We start from the raw sequence: 26,209 nt of genomic DNA, 5'->3' as shown, positions 1-26,209 counted from the left end.
AAATTATATGCCTTTAGATTAATGGCTCCCAAATTCAATAAACTAAGAAAGAAGTGATTTATGGAAGGTTACAGAACTACAGCCCTATCAGATAATGAGCTTAAACGCTTTGAAGATGGCTTAGCCAAGTGCATGAAATGTCATGAATGGTGTGACATGGAAGGTTACGAACCTTTGCAAGAATATGAATGCCAGAACTGCGGCGAGAATGTTTTCATGCCAATGCGAATCACTGAATTTTGGTTATATTCTGTTACAGGTGAAGGCGGGATGGGTCGTGTGTATATGGCCCAGAAGTATGAAGACTCTAAGTTATATGCTATAAAACTTTCTGAATATACAGATGAATGTGACTTTCGCTTTCAAAGTTTACTTTATGAAGGTGACGTTGTAATGAGTTTCGAGCATCCACATATTGCTAAAGCCTATCGCTTTGGCTATAAAAGTGGAAGTGCATTTTTATTAATGGACTATGTACCTGGCTATACTTTGGAACAAATAGCTAAAGGTTTTGAATTTTCCGAAGTTGAACTTTATTCGTGGATGATGCAGTTAGTGGACGCTTTACGATATATGGCAAATATGGGATTTATTTATCGAGATTTAAAGCCTCAGAACGTCATTGTACGTGGTGCAAACCTTACTTTAGTAGATTTCGGCCTTGCTATTCATAAAGAGCAGCAAGAGATCGATGATGATAATCTGATTGGATCACCATCTTATATTCCACCTGAACGCATTAAGGGGATAGCTGAAGATGAACGCTCAGATATGTATGCATTAGGAATGGTTTTTTATTATGTCGTAAATGGACAGAACTATTTTGATGGTCCGAATGAAGAGATCGTAGAAGGGCATATGCACCCTTATCGTTATCCCATTCAGGAACTCAATGATTACCTTCCTGAAAGCTTATGTATTCTAATAGATAACTTGATTGCGCATGAAATGGAAGATCGTTACCAGACCTATGATGAGCTATACAACGATATAACAATGCTACATGCTGAAGCTTTAGCAGCTGAGGCCAAGGAAGAGCAAGAAGTTTAATAGACCCCTGAATGAGTAAGTTACATTTTTGTCAATTATCTTGATACCTAGCCTTCATTAACGTATGATTTTTCGAAAGAGCTTTAGGTATACTGGTGAAAAGTTATAGAGTTCAGTTAACAAAATCTCTACCTAGTTCTTCTAAAGTTACTCCGGGATTCAGAATACTTCTGATCTAGTCACAATAATTCATAGCTTTTGTCGTTTTAATAATTGGAAACAAATTATTAACTTAAGGCTGATGTACTCATGTATACAAATCGACGAAACTTCTTACGAGGTGGTAGCTTAGCGCTATCTAGCTTGTTATTTCCTAATAGGGGCAATGCAGCTATAAAGAAACGTCCTAAAGTTCGTCATTTTATTTATATTAATTTACGTGGTGGCCCCTCGCAAATGGATACTTTTGATGCCAAGCCGAATCATGTCAATGGTGGAGGCTTGAAAGGGGCTAAAACACAAATTAAAGACCTTTATTTCGCGGATCATTTTGCGGGTTTAGCAGACTTTTCTCAACATATGGCTTTGGTGCATACCAGTTCTCGAGTAGGGGCACATGAATTAGGAAGGTATTATGTAGGGACAGGAGGTTTTTTGCCCAATCCCGCACAAATTCAGCCAGGTATTTGCTCGACAGCCGCCTGGGCCTTAGCTGCCGATAAAGAATCTGATTTACCAAAGGTAGTTTCTTTAGGAGGAGCCTTGTCAGCGGGTTTTTTAGATAATGATTATAGTCCCTATAGTATTAAGCCAGGACAGAATAAGCTTAAGGTGGATGCCGACTGGAGAGAGCGTTTACTTAGATCTGAATCTTTGAGAGATGAGTATATGAAGCATTCTGCAAGTCAGCAAATTGAACAGATACAAGAAGAATTACGCTATGGGCGCAAAGCTACACAGTTAAATTTAGGCATTTCAAATAAAGTTTTTGATTTAGATAATGAAAGTCCTAAAAGTTTGGAGATGTACGGGAAGGGAATAGGTAAAAGTTTTTTACAGGCCCGTCGTTTAATACAAGCAGGCGTGCCTTCAGTAGAGATTTCATATGGCGGTTGGGATACCCACCAAAATAATACTCAGAGATGTCAAAATCTGTGTGAGCCCATGAATCAGGGTATGTGTCAATTGATCAAAGAATTAGAAGTGATGGACTTATTAGACTCAACTTTAATTATGGTGGCGGGGGATTTTGGTCGTACACCGCGAATTAATGAAAATGGGGGCAGAGATCACTATCCAATGAATACGCCCGTTTTATTAATAGGAGGAGGCTTATCGGGTCAACATATAGGCCGTAGTTCTAAGGATGGAATGAGTTTAGCAGGAGCTGTTAGTATGGGAGAATTAAGTTACTCAATTTTTAGGTATCTTGGTTTTAACCCAAATGATCCCTATATGCATAAAAGTGGAAGGCCTTTAGATCTATGTCCCTCCAAATCAGGAATTGCAGAGCTTTTGTCATGAAGCTATTTTGCACATTAGTGCTGTTAACTACTTTGTGTCTAAAAGCAGAAGTAGAAAGCTCAGATCGTTTAGTGAGACGCTTATATTTGGATACACAGAATCGTTTGCCTGAATTAGGTGAGTATTACTCTGCCAAGGATATGATTGGAAAGGGGCAGTATGAGCGTTTAGTCGACAAGCTTTTAAAAACAGATGAATTCAGAAGTAATTTGGCGACAAAAATTGTAGATCACTACGCACCCAAAAGAAAAGAGAGGGAGCAGCACCCATTAGTTTATCGAAGCTTGGAAAAGCACATAAAAGAAACTTATGTGAAGCCTGATTTGGACTTTCGCCAATTTATTCGCGATATGTTAAGTGCGGATGGAATTTCAGCTAGAAACCAGATGGTGCTTTTCTTTACGGGTAAAGAAGATTCAAAAATGATGGCAGGGCGCTTTACGGAAAATATTTGGGGCATAACCCTTGCTTGTGCTGAATGTCACGATCATAAATATTATCCAGAACTAACTCATAAGAATTTTTGGTCCATGGCCACTTTTTTTGAAGGAATGGATAAGCGTTATGTAAAAACTGATAAAGAACTAAAAGATCTTAAGAAACGAGTAGGGAAGAGCTATAAGGCACAGCAGGCATTAGGAGATGAATATAAAGATGTATTAGATTGGATTTCTATGGAGGAGAAGGGCGAAAATATATATGATGAAATTTCATATGAAGATAGTCGTGGTCAAAAATTATCCATGGAGTTTAAAATGGATGAGATGAGTCAAGAAAAATCTCTCGTAGCACCGCAATTATATATCTTTGAAAAAGAGAGAAGACTCACGCATTTAAAACTAGAATACATAGTAGAAGAAAAGAAATATACAGCAAGACCACGCTTACTATTTGGTCAAAATCGTCCTCTGCATATAACTAAGAGTCCTAGAGATTACTTAGCTGAGTGGATGGCATATAAAAAACCTAAGTATTTCTCAAGGTCCACTTCTAATTGGGTGTCGCATTGGTTGATAGGGCGTGGAATAGTGATGCCCGCAAATGATGTTTATGGTGCGAGTCATGAGAATGCAAAACGACTTGATATATTTGCTAAAAAGTTTGAGGATAATAAGTTCGATTTGTATGTATTAGTACGCCGATTCTTATTATCAGATATTTATAAACTGCCCTCGTCGGAGAAGTCAGATGAAGAGGGTTTTATCTATTTTACCAGTAGGAAAATACGGCATTTATCAGGAGAGCAAATCCTAAACATCTTAATGAACGATGAATTCAAAAAGTTTACGAAAAATGAAAATTGGCAATCACTTTATAGCTTAGAGAAAAATAAAGAGAAATATATTGATCAACTCTTTCCAAGTTCTTTGTCAGATTCAGAAGCTTTTTATAGGGGGAGTTTATCGCAAGCTTTATTTTTAGCTAGCAATAGTGATGCACTCGATTTTATAGATGGGAAGGCGAATTTTTGGTACGAGCAAGCGAAGAAAAAAGATTTTAATTTATTTATAAATGAATTCTTTATTACGTATTATACCAGGTTGCCAACAGAGCGAGAGCGCCTGTTTTTTAAAAATAAAGTAGATGCCAAAGTTAATTACCCTGAGTCTGGTTTTTTTGAAATGACTTGGGCAATTTTTAACTCTCCAGAAATACGAGTGTATTAGATGAGGATTCTTTTTACTGCAGGTTCTTTGCTTGGTAAAAAGCTGAATTTTGAACAAAATTCAATTACCATAGGGCGTAGTCATACTTGTACCTTGGTTATTAATGATGCTAAAATTAGTGGGCGTCATATGGAGTTGAGTCTGCATGATGACGTGATTTTCTTGGAGGATTTGGGGAGTCATAATGGAGTTTTTTTAAATGGACAAAAAATATTTCAAGCAAGTAAAGTTCAGATCGGTGATAAGATAAGTATTGGCAAAGAAAGTTTTTGCTTAGTGGAGTCTCTAGAGCTGCCTAAGAGTTTAGAGGAGCCTAAAGTTTTAGATCCTAATCCTGCTGATGACTTAGTCGATGGTGAGCCTACTCCAAATGACTTGACCGATGGTGAGTCTACTCCAAATGATGTGAATGAATTAATGGATACGGAATATTCCGCGAATAATGATCCTGAAAAAAAACGAAAAGAAAGCATTTTTATAATACTAGCGTTGATCTTTTTCTGTGTAGCTATCTTTGCTATTATACCTGCAGAGGATATCGATCCAGTTTTAATACTTATAGATCCTAGTGAAGAATTGAAGGGTAATGTTGCATTTGTGGATAAAATAGGACCAAAAGAACTTAAAAAACAGCTGTATAGTCTTAATTTTGAGAGTGAAATTCCTGGTGTAAGGATCGAATTAAATGGTGAGTATAAGGGCAAGGTACCGCTTGAGGTAAAAGGCTTAAGTCCAGGGTTCTATAATGTGACTTGTTACAAAAAGGCATATCATAGAAAAGATATCTTTATTAACTTGTCGTCTACTCAGAATATAAAAATTGAGCTTGAGAGAGATGATGCCTATCTTGATTTTCAGACAAAACCAGAAGGTGCAAAATTGTCATTTAAGGACGATGTCTTTGGTATCAGTCCCTCTTTTATTAGAAAAGAATTACTTGTAGATAAAGTCTTAAATTTAAGTTTGCCATCGTATTCGGTAATTAGTTTAAAGATGGATGAATTAGATGAGGAATTTATTTTTGATCCGAGGTATTGCTCACTACGGGTTAATTTACCTGAACTTGAGTGTGAAGTGAATGTGAATGGTAAGTTTATTGATTCATCGAACCATTTTATAAAATTAGATAAGTTATTGCCATCTAGTTACTTTGTATCCATCAGCGTGAAGGGCAGTGATCTTGTAGAAAATCATGAACTTACTTTGAGTCAAGGTCAAGACTTAGTTGTAGAAAGTAAATTTTTTACGATAAGCCATTATTTGAAGCTTAAGTCAGGAGAAGAGTTCTATGGAATGCTGAAAAAAACAAATAAAAGTAATATCATTTTTTTTATTAATGAGGATGAAAAGAAAGATTTTTTATTGAGAGATATTGAATCTTGTGTTCCTTCATCAAAGGCAGCCAGTTTCGGAATCAGTAAAGGCATAAAAGTTATTGCAAAGAAAATATTACCTTTAAATGAAAATATTTGGATACCTAAAGTTTATAGGGGTGAACAAGGAAATAAGGAAATAGAAGTTCTGAAAACTCAGGATGTTTTACAAGATCGTAAGCAAATGGATCTACTGAGCTTCTTTAATAAATATGCTGATTCGTACATAGAAATCTCAGGTACGGTAAGTGCCATTAGTACAGATGAAAATTGGCATACGCTACGACTCGATGGTTTTGTTGAATGTTATTTTAAGGGTGAAAGTGAAGATCTAGGTCTCCATGGTAAGCATGTAAAAATTAAAGGTTGGTCTATGGGGATTCGCGGTTTGGATATGCTGGTTTTAAGTGAGTGCGAGTTAATCCAATGAGGTATTTATATGTAGTTTTATTTCTACTGACTTTTCACTGTGTCGCGCAAGTGAACATAAAAAAAGGTGTCTTTTCAAAAGCACATGGGATTTATTTTATAGAATTAGAAAATCTAAATGATGCTAAGCTTTTCTTTCCACCATCAAAAATAAAAGGGCAGTATGCTGAGGAATTTATTTTTGATTACAACTTAAACAAAGAACTTTGGCTTCTACAAAAACAAAGCTTGGAGAAGCGACTGCAATATCTAAGGGCCTTGAATTCTCAAGAGGCGAAAGACTATGTGGAAGCATTGACAGGTAGTGTAAAAGAGTTTAGTGCGAGAGAATTGGAATTAGATATGCAACTGACCTTAAAGGAAGTTTTAGCGCAGTTGGAAGATCTAAATCTTTATAGTGATAAATATATTATCTTAGCAAAGACAAAAGTTTTATTCTTTTATCTCAATCCTTAGAAGTTCTGTTTTACATTCTCAGCAAGCATTTTTAAAGCTTCGTTGCATTCTGTTATGCGTTCTTGGAAAACACTGGTATCAGTACTTGTACCAACAACAATATGCTGAGAAGTATCATCTAGGTAATTTCGAATCTTATCCATCTCATCCTTTAGGTTAGTAAAGTAATGCTTGAAACTATTTAAATCTGAGTTTGCCTCGTCATTTTGCATAGTTCTCACTAAGTGGTGTGAAGTGATTTTACGCAAAGACTGCAGAGAAGCGGATATACCAGAAGGTAGGGGAGTGGTACTTAAAGTTTTGTCCGCATAGATAATACCGATAAGCTCTCGCTCACCTTGTTCATTCTTTACGGTTAAAGGGAGACAGATGACTGTTTTGATATTGAAGTTCGCCATAGAAACAGTGGAAGTAACTTCCTTGTCAGCATCCTGAATAAAAACAGCACCTTGGTTTTCTAAAACCTGCGTCATGATCGAGCGTGATATGCTAAATTCTTCCTCTTCAATGATGGATAGGTCGGAATCTTTAGCGATGACTTCTTTTACTTTAAGTTCATCCCCTTCAGTAATAACTTGAAAGGCGTAGGCTCTATCAAGATCTGTGATGCGCAGGATAGTATCGACCGCAAATGAATATATATCTGTAGAATTGGTCAAATTAATGACTTCGCGTTTGAAAGCAATAATATGAAGAAGACGACAAACGGTTGGATTGACAGATTTTTCTGCTAATTGCTTTAATTGAAAATTTTGTACTTCTGAAAATGTTTCAGTTCCATTAAAATAGGTGATAGTGAGTTCTTCGTCACCTATTTTTAGAGTGGAGCCATTATTTAAAGCTTGCTTCATATTAGGACGGATAGATTGGCCACCAATAAATGCAGTAGGACTATTCTTTGGGAGAGTGATATAAAACACGCCTTTTACATAATCGAAGCGACAATGTTGGTCATGTATTTTATTTGTAGGAATAAGGATATCGTCTGCTGGAGCGGCGCCAAGTACGAGGGCTCTAGGGAAAAGAGGCCATATGAAACCTTCTGGGAAGGATCCTGTTCCATTAGAAATAAAAGCGGCTGCAGCAGCAGATTTTTTACATTTGGCACAGTGGGTGTGAGCGATAGGATTGCTAAATCCGCATGAAAAACAGTTGTACGATTCCATTATTATAGTATTCTCCCTTATTGTTCTTAGGTTCTCCACGAAAACTTAAGACCATCTTATATTAATATATTGGAAGTACAATTGGCAAGAGCATAGATGAAGTTTTTTTTAAGAATAATTTATTATATTTTCTCCTTATTTCCCGACTTTGTGATTTATGGTGTGGCGAAAGGTGTTGCCTTCCTGCTTTTATATGTTTTTCGCTTTCGTCGAAAAATAGTTCAGTATAACTTAGATTTAGTTTACGGTCAAAATAAATGGGAGGCCTCTTTACTAAAAGAGATTTATTTCCATTTTGGACTCACTGCTGTGGAACTGCTCCAGCAACCAGTGAAAAGCTCTGAGCAGTTAATGGAAAAGGTAAGTAGTGTTAATGATGAGGTATATCTAGAGGCTCTTAAAAAAGGCAAAGGAGTTCTTATCATGACGGGTCATTATGCTAATTGGGAGAAATGTATTCTTAAGATCGCCGAGCTTGGCAATAAAGTTAACGTCGTGATTAAAGATGTCAAAGGTTTGGAGAAAGGGTATTTTTCCTCAACTTTTAGAGAACCTCATAAAATTAATTGCTGGGAAAAAGATGGAAAAGTTTTACTGTCAATATTTCGAGCATTGAAGCGAGGAGAAACAGTCTGCATGGTTATGGATCAGAATTCAAAAAGAACAGAAGGCTGCTTTGTCGATTTCATGGGAGAAAGTTGCTCTACCTATGCATCTCCACTTTTCGTGGCAGCAAAAACAGGGGCAGTGGTTATTCCTACAACAGCCTATAGAAATGAAGATAAGTTAACACAGACAGTGCACTTCCATGATTCAATGACTTTTGCTAAAGAAGAGGCTGATGAAAAGTCGGTACAAATTAATACTCAGAAAGTTACAGATTATTTAAGTCAAGCTCTGTATGATCATCCTGCGTATTGGATATGGATGCATAAACGTTGGAAAACGCGTCCTTTAATTGAGAAGACCGAAGGCTTAAAAGTAGATTATTCAGGAACGTAAGCATTTACGCCTAGAAAGATATTTAATTCTGGCGATGGTTGCCAGTTTAGCCAAGAATCCACATTGTAGTATGAATTATTATTCCAGTTATATCTTTTATCACTCTTTATTTCTGCTCTTTCAACTCCCATTCCCCAAGTAAGGTTATGGTCAGCTTTTTCCGAGTAAGAAAAACCTTGTGCATAACCAGAGCTGTCACCCGCCCAAAAACGAGTATGGAGCGTTAGTGTGTAAGGTGCTTTACCCGTCATGTGGTGGAGTGTCTGTATGTCTTCGTCAGAGTAATAGTCATCTAGATAAGTGTTATAGATGTTATTTTCAATGCTAGAGCGTTCATGATACGTTTTTTCTTTCACCAGTGAAATACTATACAGGTTATCGAGCCATATATCTTGATTAGATATCTGAGAGTAAAACGAGGAGGGTAATTCAAGTCTTAGTTCTTTGGCAGCAAGGTAGCCTTGCATAGAATCGGGGCTCATAGCGAGCAAACTAAGGTATAGAGGTATCATACTAATAAGTAATGTTCTTTTATTTAAAATAAAAGAGCAAGGGACAAGTATAGACTCTAATTTTTTTGAAAAAACTTTTGAGCCTTCAAGAAAAGTTTCTCCGATGGCATATAAAAAAAGTGTTTGTGATAGAACTTTTCTTTGTTATAAATGAGAGCATTGCCATCTATGTCGATGAAGCCTTGTCCCCAAGATTGTAAAATACAGTCTGGTGCGGCCGTGTCCCACTCAGCTATTTTACTCATGTGGATATAGTTATTGGCCTTATGCTGCAGTATGCGACAAGCTTTGACTCCGGCAGAGCCACAGGAAAAAGATTCGATGTTTTCTTGCTTGGCAAAGTCTTTGAGTTGTTGCGTGGCCCTAGATTTCGACATAATTAATACATTATTATCTAGTAGGTTTTTCTCAAGATTCGTATATTTCCTTGATAAGAGATCTTTTTCTTTAGCGGGGAAACTGGGTCCACCTTCATAAGATTTATTTTCTTGTGGTATGCTGATACTGGCGTAGAAGGGCTTGTTGTTGCGAAGGATGCAAATCATGATGCAAAATTCTGGGCTGCCTGCGAGGAACTCGCTGGTGCCGTCAATGGGATCGATGACCCAGGTGTATTCACTATGTTTACGGCGAGGGTCTTCGGGGCTTTCTTCGCTTAAGATTGCGTCTTCCGCAAAATCTTCTTGAATACTTGAGATGATATAATCATTTACTTTTATATCTGCTTCAGAAACGAAAGATTTATCTTGCTTTCTCCAGGTTTTCGCCTCTTTCAAAAAGTAGTCTTTGCATATCCGAGAACAGGGTTCAGCAAAACTTTGTAATAGCTTAATTCTGGGGTTCATATTGTACCAAAGGGGGTAAATGGTTGCGGGGGCAGGATTCGAACCTACGGCCTTCAGGTTATGAGCCTGACGAGCTACCTGACTGCTCCACCCCGCGTCCTTAAAAAATATAAAATGGTTGCGGGGGCAGGATTCGAACCTACGACCTTCAGGTTATGAGCCTGACAAGCTACCTGACTGCTCCACCCCGCGACCTTAAAATATTAATGGTTGCGGGGGCAGGATTCGAACCTACGACCTTCAGGTTATGAGCCTGACAAGCTACCTGACTGCTCCACCCCGCGACCTTAAAAAGTGAGTGTTTACTGTGATTGTGATCACAAGCAAATGAAGAGGCCTTAGTAATACTCCGAGATAAAAAGACTTCAAGAGGCTTTTTGAAGGAAAATTAAGATTTTACAGTTAAAACTTTATTGTAGAGGGTGTCTCGCTGGACAGGAGTGAAGCCTGCTTTGCGAATCATACTGCATAAACCCTCAGCACTAGTCTTGTTGATAAAGCCTGTTTCGGCGTGGACATTTTCTTCAAATAAGGTTCCGCCAAAGTCATCAGCACCATAGGATAAGGACTTTACTCCAGTGTCTTTTCCTTCGCTGAACCAAGAAGCTTGGATATGGTCAAAGTTATCTAAATATAAGCGAGAGATAGCAAGAATACGGTAGTAATCTTCGGGTGTAGTCTCCCTGGTAACTTTTTTTCCTAAAAGAGTATTATCTTTCTTGTATGTCCATGGAACGAAGGCCGTGAAACCGCCTGTACGGTCTTGGATGTCACGAATAGCCTGTAAATGAATAATAATGTCTTCGGGTTCTTCTCTGTGGCCATACATCATCGTGGCGGTGGACTTCATGCCGATTTCATGGGCAACTTCATGGATGTGGAGCCAGCGATCGACTTTATGCTTCTTGGGTGAAATACGATTGCGCACTTTTTGAGAGAGGATTTCTGCTCCGCCACCAGGAAGAGAGAGTTGTCCCACGTCATACATTTTTTGAAGAACTTCACGGACAGTGATATTTTCAACTTCAGCGATATTGTCAATTTCAGGAGCTGACCAAAAGTGAGGGATTATACCAGGAAATTCTGCGACAGTCATTTTTATGATGTCGAGGTAATAATCTAGTTTCAGATCCGGATGTAGGCCACCTTGGAGTAAAACGGTAGTAGCATCTTGTGCTTGGGCGTCTTTCATCATATTGCGAACATCATCTAAACTGCGTACATAGACTTCTTCATCACCTGGTTTGCGGTAGAAGGCGCAGAAAAGGCAGTCTGCAGTGCAAGCATTGGTGTAATTGGGGTTTGAGTCAATCACATAAGTAACTTCACTTACAGGATTAATTTTATTACGCTGTTCGACAGCCATTTTTTGGAGGTCAAAAAGGTCTGCATTTTGGAAGAGGTCTAAACCTTCTTCAAAGTTTAATCGTTGAAAACTCATATTAAGTCCTAATCTAATTTTTTTAATTCCCAAAAAATAGTCCCATTTTGATGAATTTCATTGTATTCATTTAAGATTAAAAGCGATAAAAGAAAATCTTAAACTAGCATAGCGCCTTTATAGGCTTAATGTTGCCTTAATTAAACCAACGAAGAGTATCGATTTGTCAATTTTCCCAGAGCGATTTAGTTTTTTGGATGGGCGTGATTTTGAACGTCGCCCACAGCAGGAAACAATGGCAAGTAAAGTTTATTACTCTTTGTCAGAAGGTCTAAATTTATGTGTAGAGGCTCCCACGGGAGTGGGCAAGAGTATTGCGTATTTATTACCGGCAGTTAAGTGGCATCGTCAGACAGAGCAAAGTAAGCCTATTATCATTACTACTCATACCAAGCACCTCCAGGAACAGCTATTGAAAAAAGATGTTCCCGCAGTGCAAATGATGCTGGGAGATGATTTTAATGCCGTGATTGGTATGGGGCGAGGCAATTATATCTGTATGCGTAGAATGAATGCCGCCGCAGCAGGAAGTCCTGATTTCTTACCTGATGAAAGTATGATACCTGAAGTTTTTCGTATCAAATCTTGGGCAGATACGAGTGAGAATGGTTGTAAAACGGAATTGCCTTTTGCTGTGGATAATGGAGCATGGGGCACAGTTAATGCGGAAGAAGGCAATTGCTTAAATCAGCGCTGCCCGCACTTTAAGCCCTGTTTTTTTCAAAAATCGAGAAGAGCTTTATTTAAAGCTGATATAATAATAGTCAATCATGCACTCTTTTTTTCGGACCTCGCAATTAAGGCAGAAACTGGAGATGATCAAGCCGGTATTCTGCCATCCCCTTCAGCAATTATTGTAGATGAATGTCACACAGTAGAAGATGTGGCAGCGGTACATTTAGGTATACGTTTATCGGCGGGTACTTTTTTGTATCAATTGCGGAGAATCTATAATAAGCGTAGTAAACGTGGAGCGATCAGTGGTATTAGTGATAACCGGGGACGTTTTTTAGCCGCCCGTCTACATGATGAAGTACGCGATTTTTTTCAAAGTCTCCATGCTTGGTTACCTGATGATATTAAGACTCATCGGATTCATGAAGCGGTTGTGCCAGAAAATCCTTTGGCAGAAGGCTTGACGCAGCTCTGTGGTCTCTTGGAAGTTTACGCAGATGAAGAAGAAACGAATGTGGAAAAGGAAACGGAATTGCGGTCGCTTTCGAGACGCTTACTTAAATTAACTGATAGCCTATCATTTTTCCTACGAGCGAATTCAGAAGAGCATGTTTTTTGGTTCGAAAAAAGTAGTCAGTATTTATCGATGCACGCCGCTGCAATAGATGTAGCACCCATTCTCAATGATTTACTCTTTCGATCAAAGACGCCTGTTATTACAACGAGTGCGACTTTGGCTGTTGGTGAAAAATTAAAATACTTTAGAAGCCGGGTAGGGATGAGTGAGGCTCTAGATATGATTTTGGATAGCCCATTCGATTTTAAAAATCAAATGAAAGTTTTTGCAGCACAAAGTGTACCATCACCCAAAGACAAGGATTATGAAAAAGAGTCGATAAACTGGCTCCGTTATTTTATTCATATGACGAATGGTGGTGCCTTTGTTTTATTTACCTCATTCTCTCAGATGAAACGAACGGCAGATGCCATACGTCCTTTTATGACTGAAATGGGCTTAAATATCTTCGTTCAGGGAGAAGCGGCTTCTTCAGCTTTGTTATTAGAGGCCTTTAAAGAGGATACTAATTCAGTTCTTTTTGGTACAGATACCTTCTGGACGGGAGTCGATGTTCCTGGAGAGACGCTGCGCAATGTAATTATTATGCGTATTCCTTTTTCGGTACCTGATCACCCCTTAATTGCAGCCCGATGTGAGCACTTAGAGAAAAGTGGGGGGCGTCCTTTTTTCGATTTCTCTATACCAGAAGCTGAACTTAAGCTCAGGCAAGGGATAGGACGACTTATACGGACTGCTAAAGACCGTGGGATAGTCGTTTTAATGGATAGCCGTGTCAGTAATACAAATTACGGCGGTAAATTCCTTCGGGCAATGCCCGAAGGATGTGAGATAGAGAAGTTTTAAGCTTACTCTACGGTTACAGATTTAGCTAAGTTCCGTGGTTGATCAATGGGGCAACCACGTAGGTCGGCAATGTGAAAGGAAAAAAGCTGCAATGCAACAGCAGATAAAATGGGTGCTGTTGTTGGATGAGTAGCAGGGATTACAATTGAATCATCAGCAGGTGTTTCTATGCCTTCGCTCACGACGGCAATAACAGGTGCGCTGCGCGAAGAGCATTCACGAATATTAGAAACTATTTTTTGAGCTGAATCTTTGTTGGTACAGATCGCAACAACAGGGACTTTTTCATCGAGTAAGGCCAGTGGGCCATGTTTAAGTTCCGCTGCATGATAGCCTTCTGCGTGAATATAGGAAATCTCTTTAACCTTTAAAGCGCCCTCTAAAGCAACAGGGTATTGATAGCCACGACCAATGAAAAACATGCTGTGAACATCTGTGTATTTTTTTGCTATTTCTCGAATCGAATCAGAAAGTTTTAAGACTTCTTCAATTTGCTCAGGTAGTTTATCAATAGCCTCGAGGATCTCAATAGATTGACTTCTATCTAAGCGTTTAGTTCTTCCTAGTAAAATGGCGAGTTGAAGTAAGACCGAGACCTGTGTTGTAAAGGCTTTAGTGGAAGCTACTGAGATTTCTGGTCCAGCATGCAGATAGACTCCACGGCCTGCTTCTCTCGCAATTGTAGAACCAACAGCATTACAAATGGCAATTAAGTCAGCGCCCTTGCGTTTGGCTTCATGGACTGCCGCTAGTGTATCAGCAGTCTCACCAGATTGACTCAAGGCAATTGCTAAGGTATTTTTTTCAATAATAGGGTTGCGGTATCTAAAGTCGGCTGCTTGAGTAACTTGGCAAGGAATTCCTGCGAGATCTTCAAAGAAATATTGACCTAATAGAGCGGCGTTAAGCGAAGTGCCACAGGCAAAAAGTTGGATGCGGTCAATGGAGGCGAGTTCTTTGGGATTCATGTGCAAGCCACCAAGAGAAGTGGTTGCATTATCAAAATCTAAATGACCGCGAACCGAGTTTCTAACGGCACGTGGCTGATCATGAATTTCTTTCATCATGAAAGTAGAGTAGCCACCTTTTTGAGCTTCTTCCGCAGAATGCGTGATCTTTTCTTCATTTCTTTGTACCGACTTCAAACTTAAGTCATGGAAGCTTATGCCATCTTTATTGACAATAGCTAAGTCGCCATCATTGAGGTAAACAACGCGATCAGTATGGTGTACAATGGCGTTGATATCGGAGGCGATAATGACTTCGTCTTTACAGAGGCCAATGACAATTGGACTCCCAAAACGAGCTGTGATAATAGTGTCGGGTTCATCTTTGGAGATAACCGCAATACCGTAGGCGCCTTCAACCTTAGCTAAAGCTTCTGAGACAGCTTTTTTTAAATCATCGGTGTAATGTGCTTCAATTAGATGTGCAAGGATTTCGGTATCTGTTTCGGACTTAAAGGTATGTCCTTGTTCGAGTAGTTCATTTTTTAAATCTTGGTAATTTTCAATAATACCATTGTGAACTAAAGCAATTCTTGAGTTTTGTCCAAGGTGTGGGTGAGCATTGTTTTCAGTAGGTCCACCATGTGTAGCCCAACGAGTGTGAGCAATGCCGCAATTTAAGAGGCTGGTGTCAGAGAGTTGGTCATCACTATCAATTTTCTCAGCTAAACTGGAAACTTTACCAGCTGCTTTTACCGTGTAAATCTGATTGTCTTTTAGGACACTCACGCCAGCTGAATCATAACCGCGATATTCTAATCGCTCTAAGCCGTTTACGAGAATCTTTAAAGGATTGTTTTCACCTGCGTATGCAATGATACCACACATAATAATTTCCTGCTTAAAATTTTAATTCTCACATGATACAACTTGTTTGAATTATTTCATGAGAAATCACTTTAAAAAATCTTGAATAACCATTTAAATTAGAATTAATCAACTTTCTTCAAGATGAAGTACTTTGAAAGTAATTGGATCTCCTCAGGCTTTAGATAAGCATCCTGATAGATAATAGTTTTAAGTCCAGTACTCTGCAGGATTTGTATACGCATAGGGTTTATTTCGTTAAGTCGGCAGGCAGATATATTAAGTGTTTTCAGAGGGATATCTTTGATTTGAACAAATTCAAAAAATGAAGTGTTAGAAATATCGAGATAATCAAAGTTAATCTCACTGAGGATATTGATTTTATAGGGTTCAACAATGAAGCGACTAATTGGCAGGTTTGCTAAGCTAATTCTGCCGTCGACAAAGAATTCCGAGTAGCCATTTAATTTATTTTTTTCCCAAATTTTGTTATTGTAAAATACCATAATTTTTGCGAGTGAAATGGAACCTTCACTATCTTTGATACGATGAGACCTGTATTTAGTATGCTTGAAATACATCGCTTTAATGAGCTCGTATTGATTGTGACCAAGATGCAGAAGAAGTTCGGCGAATTGACTATCGCTTAAAGATTGTGAATCGTGTTTTAGTTCCTTGGCCCAATCAGAAATTTTAATAAGTCTAGATAGGTTGTTTTGTGAGTCCATTTGAGAAAAAGTTTTCGCCGCCGCAGTGAATTCTTGTAAAACGAAATGTAAGAGGGCTTTCTTTCGTAAGATTATTTTTCTTTTTTTCGCTTTGCTTTCCTTCTTCAGAGCTTCGTTTAGTAGTGCAATTTTTCGTTTAGCACTACTCAGGTCATCACTATCTGCAATTTCATTAGTAAGTTCCAAAATATCTTCAGTTAGTAATTTATTTTGCAAATGAGCTTCTTTTAGGTTGGTCAGGTTTTCTTCGGCTTTTATTCTTTCTGCTTGTGCTACTTGTTCGGCCTTTAAGGCAAGATTGCGCTCTTGACGAATTCTTTGCAGAGATTGAGTTCCCATGAGTACAATGAGTGCAAGAATGAACATGATAATGACTAATGCTTTATACTGTCGTCGAATTAGGAGTTGGAGGTGGACTAACAATCCTGCATCTTCGGCGAGAGTCGCAAAACCTTTTTGGTATTTGATAATATCTAATTTTAAATCAATAATACTAGCATACCTATCTTGTGGCTCAGGACTTAAACATTTTGTTAGAATAGCTTTCAAGGCTCGTGGCAATGAAAGATAATTATCGAGGGGTTGGATTTCTGCACGCTTAGTTTTTTCGATCAAGGTGGTGATTTCTTTGCCCTGTATGGGCGCTTTTTTTGAAAACATGAAATAAAGAATACCACCGAGGGCATATATATCAGTTCTCTGATCCTTTTGTTGATTGCTCATGGCTTGCTCAGGAGCCATAAAACCTGGGGTTCCTTTTATTTGACCCTGTAGGGTCATGTGATTGAGTATGTCAGGATCAAATTGAGGAGATACTTCAGCTTCTTCATCTTGTTTAAGAATGCGAGCAATGCCCCAGTCACAAACAGTGACTTGGCCAAATGACCCGACATAGACATTTTCAGGCTTAAGGTCAAGATGTAAAATTGAGTGGCTATGAGCAAAGGCAATGGCATCACAGATTTTGAGGAATACATCAATATTAAATTCTTGGCTCGCTTTATTTTCGATAAAGCTTTTTAAAGTTTGTCCTTCGAGCAGTTCCATTGTAAAGAAGGGTGAATTATTTTCATCAATGCCGATGTCATAAATCGTAATGATATTGGGGTGCTGAAGAGAAGCAGTTAATCGTGCTTCACGCAAAAATTGTTCAATGGTTTCTTGTTTTGCTTCACGTTTTAATTGTGCGAGGGCAACAATGCGCTCAGCCTTTAAGTCTTTCGCACGAAAAATCTTTTTCATGCCTCCCTGATCAATTTCACCCAAAATTTCATAATGCTCAGAGAGTTTCTTAATTTCATTTTGAATGGGATAAGCTGCTTCTAGTTCTTTGTCATCGAGCTCAATATCAAAGAAATCACTTAAACTTTCGTCAATGTGGCTAAAGAAGCTTTCGTCACTGTTATCGTTTATGTTCACGGTTAACCATAGATAATTAATAGAAATTGATAAGGAAATACATTTCAAATTAGGCTAGTTACTTTATTTTGTAAAATGAAAGATGATTATTCCACAAGTTATACTTTGTTAAATCGCGCTTGCTCAAGCAATGATTCGATCGCATGGGATGAGCTTATAGGTCTCTATAAGCAATATATTTATGTCATCATACGATCAATGAATATAAGTCAGGCCGATGCGGATGACGTTCAGCAACAAGTGCTGCTTCAGTTATGGAAGTATTTACCTAGCTTTGATAAAAATCGTGAAGGAACAAAATTTCGTTATTGGTTATCTCGTGTAACTCGTAATCAGGCAATTAATTTTTTACGCAAGCAAAAATCTTACGAATCTAAATTAGATAAAGCAAAAAATCATGAAGAGCAGGGCGGATTAGACGATATCAGTCCCGATCTTGAAGAGAGAGAACGGAAAGAGTGGGAGCTCTTTATCTCTAATAAAGCGATGGATAATATTCGTGAGCACTTCAGTGAAAAAGCTTTAAGTGCCTTTGCTTTAACGAGGAAAGGTTTAAAGCCAAACGAAATATCTTCCCAGATTGGAGTCAGTGCAGACTCAGTATACAAATACGTAAGCCGCATAAAACTTAAACTGATTGAAGAAATTAAGTACTTGCGAGCAGAACTCGACTTCTAGTTAATACTTTTTTAGAATCATCTAAGTACGCCTTGAATAAATTGTGTTTTTTGGTTACAGTTATGAACTTAGTAAGTTTATTTAATTGTATAGGTGAGTGTATGAGATTGTTATTTATTTTATTGTTTAGTTCAGTTTTAGTCGCTTCAGATAATCCAAAAGCCTTTAAAGATTTATTTAATGGCAAGGATCTTTCTGGCTGGCTTAATGTAAATACAGCTAAAGACACTTGGTCCGTAAAGGATGGTTTACTGATTTGTAGCGGCAAGCCAATAGGCGTGATGAGGAGTGAAAAGCAATACGAAAATTTCATTTTAGAAATTGAATGGCGTCACATGAAAGCAGGGGGCAATTCAGGAGTTTTTATTTGGAGCGAGGGCAAAGCCTTTAAAAACAGAACACTTCCTAAAGGGGTTGAAGTACAGATGCTTGAACTTCAATGGTCGAAAATTCACAATAGAACTGAAGATTATGTGAGTGGTGAACTTTTCGGTAGTATGGGTTTGAAAACTACACCAGATAATCCACGTGGAACGAGAAGTAAGAGTGTAGAAATGCGCTGCAAAGGTGTAGGTGAATGGAATCGTTACACAGTAGTTGCAGTTGATGGTACAGTGAAACTTGCCATCAATGGAAAGTTTGTTAATGGCCTTAGCATGAGCGAAATCAAAAAGGGTTACCTTTGTTTGGAGTCAGAAGGAAGTGAAATCCATTTTCGCAAGATTCGAATTATGGAATTAGAAAGCGGTGTGACGAGCCCGTCTCAAACAGCTCCTAAAGAAAAGCCAAATGAGTAAGTACTCTAACACTATATAAGTAAATAACGGTAGTGTTTTTTTTGCGAACTGTACTTGTGTTGCTAAGTCGTTTATGACTGTCTCCAGACTTAGTTCATAAAGAAGAATACTTTAATATGAAAACTTCATTAATTTAATCCTAATTAAGATTGAATATCAATTACAATAAGTTATTATTGTGATAGAATCTCAATATAGCTAATAGGATAATATAAAAATGCTCCAAAAATTCATTAAGTACTTTGCACTAAGCTGTGCACTAAGTGGTACTGTGATGGCACAAGAAGCTAATAAAGCTGAAGCCACACCGAAAGAAAATAAGAAAAAAGAAGCCGATACTTCAAGTGAAGTAAAAAATGCTCAAGACGCGGCTGATGCTCCCATAGAGAGTGAAAGAGTTATTGTTACAGGAGAAATTATTCCCGACGGTGGTCAAATCCTTACCGGCAGTAGTAAAAGAGTTGATAACGAAGATATCCGCAAACATAGTTATTCCGATATTAATCGCATTCTCTATCAAGTCCCTGGTGTCAATATTCGTGAGGAAGATGGTTATGGTCTTTTCCCAAATATCTCAATGCGTGGTGTGAACTCTCACCGTTCAGCAAAAATCACTTTAATGGAAGATGGCATTACAGCTGCTCCAGCACCTTACTCAGCTCCAGATGCTTACTATGCACCGAATGCTGGCCGTATGGATAGTATTGAAGTGATTAAGGGCTCAGGTTCTGTACAATATGGCCCACATACAACTGGTGGTGTCATTAACTATGTATCAACTCCAGTACCTACTGAAGGTGAAACTTTTTATTGGAAACAGCTTTTTGGTTCTGATAACGATATCAAAACTCATATGTACTATGGTGATGTGTATGATTTAGAAGCTGGTAAATTAAGTCTTTTATTTGAAGGTTATTATCGTGAAAATGATGGTTTTCAAGATATTCAACATAGTGATCGTAACACTGGGATTAATCATCAGATTGAACCTATGCTTAAATTGCGCTTCGAGCCTAAGACTTCTAAGTATCAATACTTAGAATTAAAAGTTGGTTATACTGATATGGAAGGTAATCTTTCTTATAATGGTTTAAAACGTGAAGATTTTAATAGTAATCCAAACGACCGTTACTGGGGTACTCAGTGGGATCACATGGATACAGAGGCTGTTCGCACCTACTTAAAGCACTATATCGAACTTTCTAATGATGTGAGCTTAACGAATACATTATACTACAACCGCTTTAAGCGTAACTGGCATAAAGTTAAGGGTGATCCAGGTACAGATGTTTTACGCGGTACTGCACCAGGTGAAATCCGTCTTAAAAATAATAACCGTGATTATTATCAAGTCGGTTTACAATCAGAAGTAGATTGGAATTTTGATACTGCTGGAATTGAGCACGATCTAAAAGTGGGTACGCGTTTACATACTGATAAATACGATGATAACTCTTGGTCTGACTACTACCAAACTGGTGGTAACTACGATGTAATTGGCTACAGAGAAAATGAAAAAGGTTCAGATGGTAATAAAGATTACCATACAGATTCAGTGGCTTTATTTGTTCAAGATGCCATTAAATTAACAGATAAACTAACTTTGACTCCTGGCGTACGTTTTGAGCATATTCGTTACGATTACAATAACGATACAGTAGGTAAAGAAGATGACGGGAAATCGGATGTCGATATTTGGGCACCAAGCCTTGGTTTTGCTTACGATTTTAACGAAGAGTACCAACTCTTTGGTGGAATTCACAAAGGTTTCTCAGTAGTTGGGCCTCCTGACGCAGTTATTGGTGCAAAATATGAGTCTTCAGTTAATTATGAATTAGGCTTACGCTATAACCAAATCGATGGAAAATATGGCGCTGAAGCCGTTGTTTTCTTCAGTGAACTCGAAGATATTTATGATCCCGATTCACAGGCATCTGGTGCAACAGAGAGTCGTACTATTGGCGATGGCGAAACGTATGGTTTAGAACTTTCGGCTTATGCTGATGCGGGTCGCATTAATAACTGGGGTTTCTCAAATCCTTGGACAGCGGCTTTCACATGGACACAATCTGAAGTTACGGATGTAAATGATAACCTTACAGATACAGGATCATTCTATGATGGTGTAAAAGATGGTTCAGATACTCCTTACATTCCTGAGTTCCAGTACAACATCGGTACAGGTCTTCACTTTTCTAAATGGGGTACAGACGTCAATATGACTTTTGTTGACGAAATGTTTGTTTCTGCTGAAAATACGACAAAAACAGATTCACATGTTGTTGTTGATTGGTCAGCTTATTATAAAGTGAATAATAATGCTCGTGTACTCTTCAATGTCTACAATTTATTTGACGAAGAGTACGAAGCGGCTCACCACCCAACAGATATCCGTGGTGGATCACCACGCTTATTTTATGCGGGTTTTGAATACAAATTCTAAGCCTAGATTAGCTAAAACATCTTAAAAGGGTGAAGATCATTACGATCTTCACCTTTTTTATGGAATCATAAAAGTGGACTTAGACTTGGCTTATTTAGCAATGGCTTACACTTGCCACTATGACCGCGTGCGGCATTAAACTAACTTTAGTTGAGCGGGGCAAAAAAAGCACATATATAATTCACGTCTTCTTTGACGACGATGCCCTCGGCGCCCATTTTATCATTGGCTAATTTGAAATAAATAGAACTGCCCCCACTAACTACAGGTTCATAAGAAATAACATGATCAAAGTTTATATAGACCTCGGTACCCTCAACAGCATGGGTAAGTTTTAAATAATTCATTTGCCTTCCTTAGCTTAATTAGTATTTAAATAAGTTATTACTTAGGGGGAAATGGCGCAAGTTTTTCTCAGGTACAATATTGTAAGTAAAATACTATGAAAGTTTTTTATTCGCTGCTGGTAGCAAGTGCAAGCCATCGTTAATAAAGGCAATAACATTAGCAAAACTTGGTCTTTTTATAATATAACTTCGAACTTATTGGCTCACTTTCTAACAAAAATATTCGAAAGTCACATTTAACTCAAATAGCGGTAAATAATAAGCTCAACTAAAGCTCGAGCATAGTTAATCAATCTTCTCGATAAATGAATAAAGTTCTTGAGTCTAAATGAGCGAAAAAAGTTTGATTGACTCTAAATGAGCAAAAAGAGTTTGATTGATTCTAGTAGCCTTCAATTAGAATGGGGAAATTATACAGATTAATCAAAGTTTTATAAGCTTAGCGTTTGCTTTGGCGTGAGAGTCTTATAAAGAAGTCACCGCATTGCATAAGTGGTGGACGGTCAGCAGGATTTGTTTTGATCATGAGCTTTAGGAAACTCGGAAGCTTAGTGTCTTTAAAGTTTTCAAGGTAGTTTTCACGTTCGTCTTCAACTTGCTCGGGGTCGAGTTCTTGAAAGGGATTAGCACCACTAAGTAGAGTGATGGCCAAAAGGCCTAAAGAGTAAACGACAGAGGCTTCATTTCGACTTGATTGATGCACTGTTTCGGGAGCTAAATAACTTAGCGGTAAATGATCTTGTATATTCATTTGAGTAAACAAAGCATTTCGTAAACCATAATCACTCACTTGGATAATGCCTTGATCATTGAGCATAAGGTCCGATGGGATAAGGTCACCGTAGATATTCTGTTTAGCTAAACTTAGAATAATATGAGTGATTTGATTTAAAATAGTAGAGGCATCGCTTTTAGATAGAGCACCATACTGTTTTAGATAGAGGTTCATAGGGAAGTGAGCTTTTTCTCGCGAGATGTAATAGGCACTTGGGTCTACTTGGAAATATAGTGGACTTAGGTAGTTTTGGACCCTTACTTGAGAGAATTTTTTTACGACCTCGATTAAATCTCCAAGCTTACTTTCATCTTCTTCCGTTCTTTCATAAACAACGACATCACCGTAAAAATCATTCTCTTTGTTATGAGCGCGAAAAATATTGATTAAGGGCATTTCTAAAATGTGTTTATCAAAAATAAATTCTTCCGTTTCTACGGGGATACGAAAGGTAGACCTGCATTTTGAACAAGTGACTTTTTCAAACATCGTTTGAAATTGAAAGAGATTCTCAACTTTGCAACCCGGACAGACAATAGTGGCCTCGTAAGTGGCGGGTGAATTCTCATCTAAATCACTTAGTTCTTCTTGATCAAGGGACTCATTAGAGACTTCCTTATTAACCGTATAAGCAGTTGTTCGCTTTGGTTTCTTGAACTCAGTGGCGAGTACGTGTTTTAAACTCGTTTGATGTCTTAATAGATCAGCAGAAACGTCAGGTTTATTAATAGGTGATTCGCTCATGTTAGATTCCTATTTGAGTTCTTATAAATACTGATGTAAATGATTGATGATGAATATTTATCATATGTAAACTTATATAAATTGTTATTGAGTTTCAAGAGCCAAAAAAACTTATGGGCTGATTCAGGAGTTTAATTATCTTTAATTAGAGGGTCTTATCAACAGTGATAACTAAATTATCCATGTAAGCAAAACTTTTATTTTTTTGTAGGAGCATAATTCCTAACCAACTTAAGTTTTGTCCTGACTTAGTAGGGATAGATATTATTTTTGCGGGCCCAATTTCTTCAGTAGCGGTACAAATTATATTTTGATTAGCCTTATTGATGGGGATTTTATATTCAAAATGAATCCATTTACCCGGAGTGAAACCTTTACTTATATCTCCTAAGCGAAAACCAATGGGAGTAATGACAGCTTTAAAATGATTGGTGGAAGGATTTACTGAATAATCTCTCGCCTCAAGAGATATAATAGTGGGACTCTCTTTTGGAATATAGATATCAAAAGAGACCGTTAAAGTCCCCGACTTGAGCAGTTCGGGACCTTTAAACCATTGGCTGAGGGCCGGCATGAAGGCATGTTGAACTGTTGGAGAATTACTTATCTTCAGCGAATTTGATCCAGAAGCTTTAGTTTCACTACTAATGGAAATGCCTGCTTGCTTAGAGGGATCAGAACAATTAAGAAGTTTTTGAACTTGTAGGCTAATTCCATTTTCAAAGTCATCAGCAAGTAGAACCGTACGTGTATCACTAGTCTGACTAGCTTTTTTAAAACGCGTTTCAGCATGAGTACTGGCCATGAGCAATGACGATGCCATGAGAAGCACTGAGGTGAAAATATATTGTTTCATATTCAGTATCCTTTTAATTAATGCGATTCATTTTGAATGTGACTGATAACGAGGTTGTCGATGTAGATTTTGCTATCATTTTTTCCAGGTAGCATAAGTCCTAAGCAAGATAAGGATTTGACTTGTGTAGCAGGACTAGAGAGCTCGTGTGTCTCGCCGTTTTGCTCTTGTACCTTGAGCCTAATGTCTGCCTGATTTTGATTGACGGGAATGGAAAGCTCTAGATGTAGCCATTGATTGGCTTGATACTGGATACTTTTTTTGCCGAGAGAAATAGTCGAGGGCATCAAATTAATACTTAAGTGATTGATGGAAGGCTTCACACTGTAATCTCTGCTTTCAATTGCCATGTGAGCACTTTGGGGAACTAAAATATCAAAGGATAAATTAAGTGCACCTGATTTTAGGCTTTGTTCACCACGAAACCATTGGTTCAGTGAGGGCATAAACGAGTGCTGAACATTTGGTGAATTTGAAATAAGCAAGGATTTTCCGCCGGAAGCTTTTTCATCGTACCATTCTTGGATGCCTGCAATACCACTAGGGTCTTTTACATTCACCATTGTATGAATCTTAGGAGACAAATCATTTTCGAAATTTTCAGCAAGGAGAATTTTTTTTCCTTGTTGTGAACTTATTGCTTGAGTAAATAATTGGTCAAAATCAAGTTGAGTATTACTTGTTTCTACAGATCTTAGGCCTTCGACTTGATGCTCTAAGAAAAAACTACTCGACATCATCCCCCGTGAATCTCTAGCATTGAAGTAAAAAGCAAAAGTCCCAGGAGGTAAAGTTGCAGAGATTGAATTCGCTTCTATTTTTGCGGGAAGCGCAAGCCATTTTTTATCGGGCCAAATATTATCAGCATCTAGAGTATAGAGCAATTGGGCTGATTTAAGTTTTGCGGGAGCCGCAACAATCACACGGGCTTGATCTGCTTCTGCTTGAGGAGCTTCAAATTGAATAAGCCCAGCTTGACCTTTTACAATTGAATCTGCAAAAACATAACATTCTTCAGTATCCCAAACGGGACCATGCCCATGATTCATCTCTAGTTCAATTCTCATGGTTTGAGGTGCCTTAGTTGCTTGGGCAGATTTTTGAAATGCGGGCATAGCAAAATGAAAATCATTTGTTCCATTGACCCAAAGAGTAGGGTAATTGACATTTTGAAAGTAGGCTGAACCATCGTAGTAAGTATTCACAACATCACTGTGTTTTCCATCGCTGATTGCGCGACCCTGGTGACCAGAAGAAGCAGGTAAAAAGCCACAGCCGTAGCCAGGGATAGCAAATTTAAATCGTGTATCGACTCCCATGACAGAGCTGGTGAGATTTCCGCCCCAGCTAATGCCCGTTAAGCCAGTCTTGTCGGCATTTACTTCTGGAAACGAGCGAATGAGTGAATGTGCAATCATTATTTGAGCCATGGCATGGTAGTACCATTGCTCTTTTATCGGTTTGTCAAAATCGTGAAAGACGCCAATACGGCTAGGGCCTGGATTTGGAGTAGGCTGACGTCCTTTTTTACCAGTAAGATTCAGTGGGATGTGGCCTTCTAGATCCATTGAAATTGCGGCATAGCCGTGCTCATTCCATTTTTTTACCCATTGAGGAAAAGCCGTTCCACCGCCACCGTGAACACAGACAACTGCAGGCCAACCGCCTTCTGGAGGAGTTCCTTCAGGCGCGGAGTAATAAGCAAAAACCTGAACATCATTAGCAGTGTAGGAGAGAGAATTATAGAGTAGAGCGGTCATTCCAGCTGCGGGTGCTAAATCAGTTTTTTGCCATTGAGGGTTTTTATGTATTTGACTCAGATCCCAAGGAAGACTCTCACAAAAAGCAAGATGACTGAAGCTAATAAGAATAGCAACAAGAATGCCGTGGCTGAAACGATTGAAAGAAGTCATGGATTTACTCTGAGTTAGATTTTATATTACTAAACAAGAAAACTAGTGCGGTGCTACATCTCCTTGTGGATTTTAAGTGATAATAAATAGTGAGAAGCAAAATTGTTATGGTACTTAAAAATTTCAGTTCAAAACTTTAATCTCGTCTCCACGTTTGAAGTTTTTTATTAAAACTCTTTTTGAAATTTTTAC

20 protein-coding genes and 3 tRNA genes are annotated in these 26,209 nt (G+C 38.2%); 10 read left to right on the top strand and 13 right to left on the bottom strand.

All coding sequences use genetic code 11. From position 1 onward, the window contains the following. Positions 1-60: 60 nt before the first annotated feature. The 5 genes from PQO03_RS06540 to PQO03_RS06520 all read left to right on the top strand — a co-directional run bounded on the left by PQO03_RS06540 (position 61) and on the right by PQO03_RS06520 (position 6,439). Positions 61-1,050: a serine/threonine protein kinase gene (locus PQO03_RS06540; protein WP_274148872.1), complete on the top strand. Its 990-nt coding sequence runs from the start codon at positions 61-63 to the stop codon at positions 1,048-1,050. A gap of 249 nt (positions 1,051-1,299) precedes the next feature. Beyond that, positions 1,300-2,514, top strand: a complete 1,215-nt coding sequence (locus PQO03_RS06535; protein ID WP_274148870.1) for a DUF1501 domain-containing protein — start codon at positions 1,300-1,302, stop codon at positions 2,512-2,514. Next, positions 2,511-4,181, top strand: coding sequence for a DUF1549 domain-containing protein (locus tag PQO03_RS06530; protein WP_274148868.1), 1,671 nt, complete (start codon positions 2,511-2,513; stop codon positions 4,179-4,181). Before PQO03_RS06535 ends, PQO03_RS06530 begins: the two co-directional genes overlap by 4 nt. Beyond that, positions 4,182-5,984 carry an FHA domain-containing protein gene (locus tag PQO03_RS06525; protein ID WP_274148866.1) on the top strand — a complete coding sequence of 601 codons (1,803 nt, stop codon included), beginning with the start codon at positions 4,182-4,184 and terminating at the stop codon, positions 5,982-5,984. A gap of 50 nt (positions 5,985-6,034) precedes the next feature. After that, positions 6,035-6,439, top strand: a complete 405-nt coding sequence (locus PQO03_RS06520) for a hypothetical protein (RefSeq protein WP_274148864.1) — start codon at positions 6,035-6,037, stop codon at positions 6,437-6,439. On the opposite strand, the gene PQO03_RS06515 is transcribed toward PQO03_RS06520, so the two are convergent. After that, positions 6,436-7,605, bottom strand: coding sequence for an FHA domain-containing protein (locus PQO03_RS06515; protein ID WP_274148862.1), 1,170 nt, complete (start codon positions 7,603-7,605; stop codon positions 6,436-6,438). The genes PQO03_RS06520 and PQO03_RS06515 overlap by 4 nt on opposite strands. Positions 7,606-7,701: 96 nt before the next feature. Here PQO03_RS06515 and PQO03_RS06510 point away from each other — a divergent pair, with 96 nt between their 5' ends. Further along, positions 7,702-8,607, top strand: coding sequence for a lysophospholipid acyltransferase family protein (locus PQO03_RS06510; RefSeq protein WP_274148860.1), 906 nt, complete (start codon positions 7,702-7,704; stop codon positions 8,605-8,607). Here the strand turns inward: PQO03_RS06510 and PQO03_RS06505 are convergent. From PQO03_RS06505 to mqnC, 6 genes are all read right to left on the bottom strand, one after another. Next, complete coding sequence (locus PQO03_RS06505; protein ID WP_274148858.1) at positions 8,592-9,119, bottom strand: hypothetical protein; 528 nt, start codon at positions 9,117-9,119, stop codon at positions 8,592-8,594. The two genes, PQO03_RS06510 and PQO03_RS06505, sit on opposite strands and share 16 nt — an antisense overlap. A 56-nt stretch (positions 9,120-9,175) precedes the next feature. Further along, entirely contained in the window at positions 9,176-9,964 is a 789-nt protein-coding gene (locus PQO03_RS06500) for a 3'(2'),5'-bisphosphate nucleotidase CysQ (protein WP_274148856.1), read from the bottom strand. 20 nt (positions 9,965-9,984) lie between these two features. Next, positions 9,985-10,061 (bottom strand) — tRNA-Met (locus tag PQO03_RS06495). 18 nt (positions 10,062-10,079) lie between these two features. Continuing rightward, a tRNA-Met gene (locus PQO03_RS06490) sits at positions 10,080-10,156 on the bottom strand. 15 nt (positions 10,157-10,171) lie between these two features. Continuing rightward, a tRNA-Met gene (locus PQO03_RS06485) sits at positions 10,172-10,248 on the bottom strand. A 104-nt stretch (positions 10,249-10,352) separates the two neighbouring features. Continuing rightward, positions 10,353-11,405 (bottom strand): cyclic dehypoxanthinyl futalosine synthase, encoded by a 1,053-nt coding sequence (gene mqnC, locus PQO03_RS06480; RefSeq protein ID WP_274148854.1) that lies wholly within the window; start codon positions 11,403-11,405, stop codon positions 10,353-10,355. 163 nt (positions 11,406-11,568) lie between these two features. Between mqnC and PQO03_RS06475 the strand changes: the two genes are divergently transcribed. Next, positions 11,569-13,503, top strand: coding sequence for an ATP-dependent DNA helicase (locus tag PQO03_RS06475; RefSeq protein ID WP_274148851.1), 1,935 nt, complete (start codon positions 11,569-11,571; stop codon positions 13,501-13,503). Between the two features lie 2 nt (positions 13,504-13,505). Here the strand turns inward: PQO03_RS06475 and glmS are convergent, their stop codons facing one another. Together glmS and PQO03_RS06465 are read right to left on the bottom strand one after the other, a co-directional pair. Further along, positions 13,506-15,338, bottom strand: a complete 1,833-nt coding sequence (glmS, locus tag PQO03_RS06470; protein WP_274148849.1) for a glutamine--fructose-6-phosphate transaminase (isomerizing) — start codon at positions 15,336-15,338, stop codon at positions 13,506-13,508. A gap of 104 nt (positions 15,339-15,442) precedes the next feature. Then, positions 15,443-17,464 (bottom strand): serine/threonine protein kinase, encoded by a 2,022-nt coding sequence (locus PQO03_RS06465; protein WP_274148847.1) that lies wholly within the window; start codon positions 17,462-17,464, stop codon positions 15,443-15,445. Positions 17,465-17,539: 75 nt separating this feature from the next. Between PQO03_RS06465 and PQO03_RS06460 the strand changes: the two genes are divergently transcribed. From PQO03_RS06460 to PQO03_RS06450, 3 genes are all read left to right on the top strand, one after another. Beyond that, entirely contained in the window at positions 17,540-18,142 is a 603-nt protein-coding gene (locus tag PQO03_RS06460) for an RNA polymerase sigma factor (protein WP_274148845.1), read from the top strand. Positions 18,143-18,243: 101 nt separating this feature from the next. Continuing rightward, positions 18,244-18,939 carry a 3-keto-disaccharide hydrolase gene (locus PQO03_RS06455; protein ID WP_274148844.1) on the top strand — a complete coding sequence of 232 codons (696 nt, stop codon included), beginning with the start codon at positions 18,244-18,246 and terminating at the stop codon, positions 18,937-18,939. Between the two features lie 217 nt (positions 18,940-19,156). Further along, on the top strand, positions 19,157-21,382 hold the full coding sequence (locus tag PQO03_RS06450; RefSeq protein WP_274148843.1) for a TonB-dependent receptor family protein: 2,226 nt from the start codon (positions 19,157-19,159) through the stop codon (positions 21,380-21,382). Between the two features lie 146 nt (positions 21,383-21,528). Here PQO03_RS06450 and PQO03_RS06445 read toward each other — a convergent pair whose 3' ends face one another. From PQO03_RS06445 to PQO03_RS06430, 4 genes are all read right to left on the bottom strand, one after another. Continuing rightward, positions 21,529-21,729, bottom strand: coding sequence for a hypothetical protein (locus PQO03_RS06445; RefSeq protein ID WP_274148841.1), 201 nt, complete (start codon positions 21,727-21,729; stop codon positions 21,529-21,531). A gap of 439 nt (positions 21,730-22,168) precedes the next feature. Next, a complete protein-coding gene (locus PQO03_RS06440) occupies positions 22,169-23,248 on the bottom strand; it encodes a protein kinase domain-containing protein (protein WP_274148839.1) in 1,080 nt (359 codons plus the stop codon). A gap of 145 nt (positions 23,249-23,393) precedes the next feature. Beyond that, on the bottom strand, positions 23,394-24,104 hold the full coding sequence (locus tag PQO03_RS06435) for a hypothetical protein (RefSeq protein WP_274148838.1): 711 nt from the start codon (positions 24,102-24,104) through the stop codon (positions 23,394-23,396). Positions 24,105-24,121: 17 nt separating this feature from the next. Beyond that, entirely contained in the window at positions 24,122-26,017 is a 1,896-nt protein-coding gene (locus PQO03_RS06430) for an alpha/beta hydrolase family protein (RefSeq protein ID WP_274148836.1), read from the bottom strand. Positions 26,018-26,209 lie beyond the last annotated feature (192 nt).

The organism is Lentisphaera profundi (assembly GCF_028728065.1).
In the GTDB taxonomy this organism is placed as follows: domain Bacteria; phylum Verrucomicrobiota; class Lentisphaeria; order Lentisphaerales; family Lentisphaeraceae; genus Lentisphaera; species Lentisphaera profundi.
The sequence above is the reverse complement of the archived record's forward strand: the minus strand, read 5'-3'. Positions and strand labels throughout refer to the sequence as shown.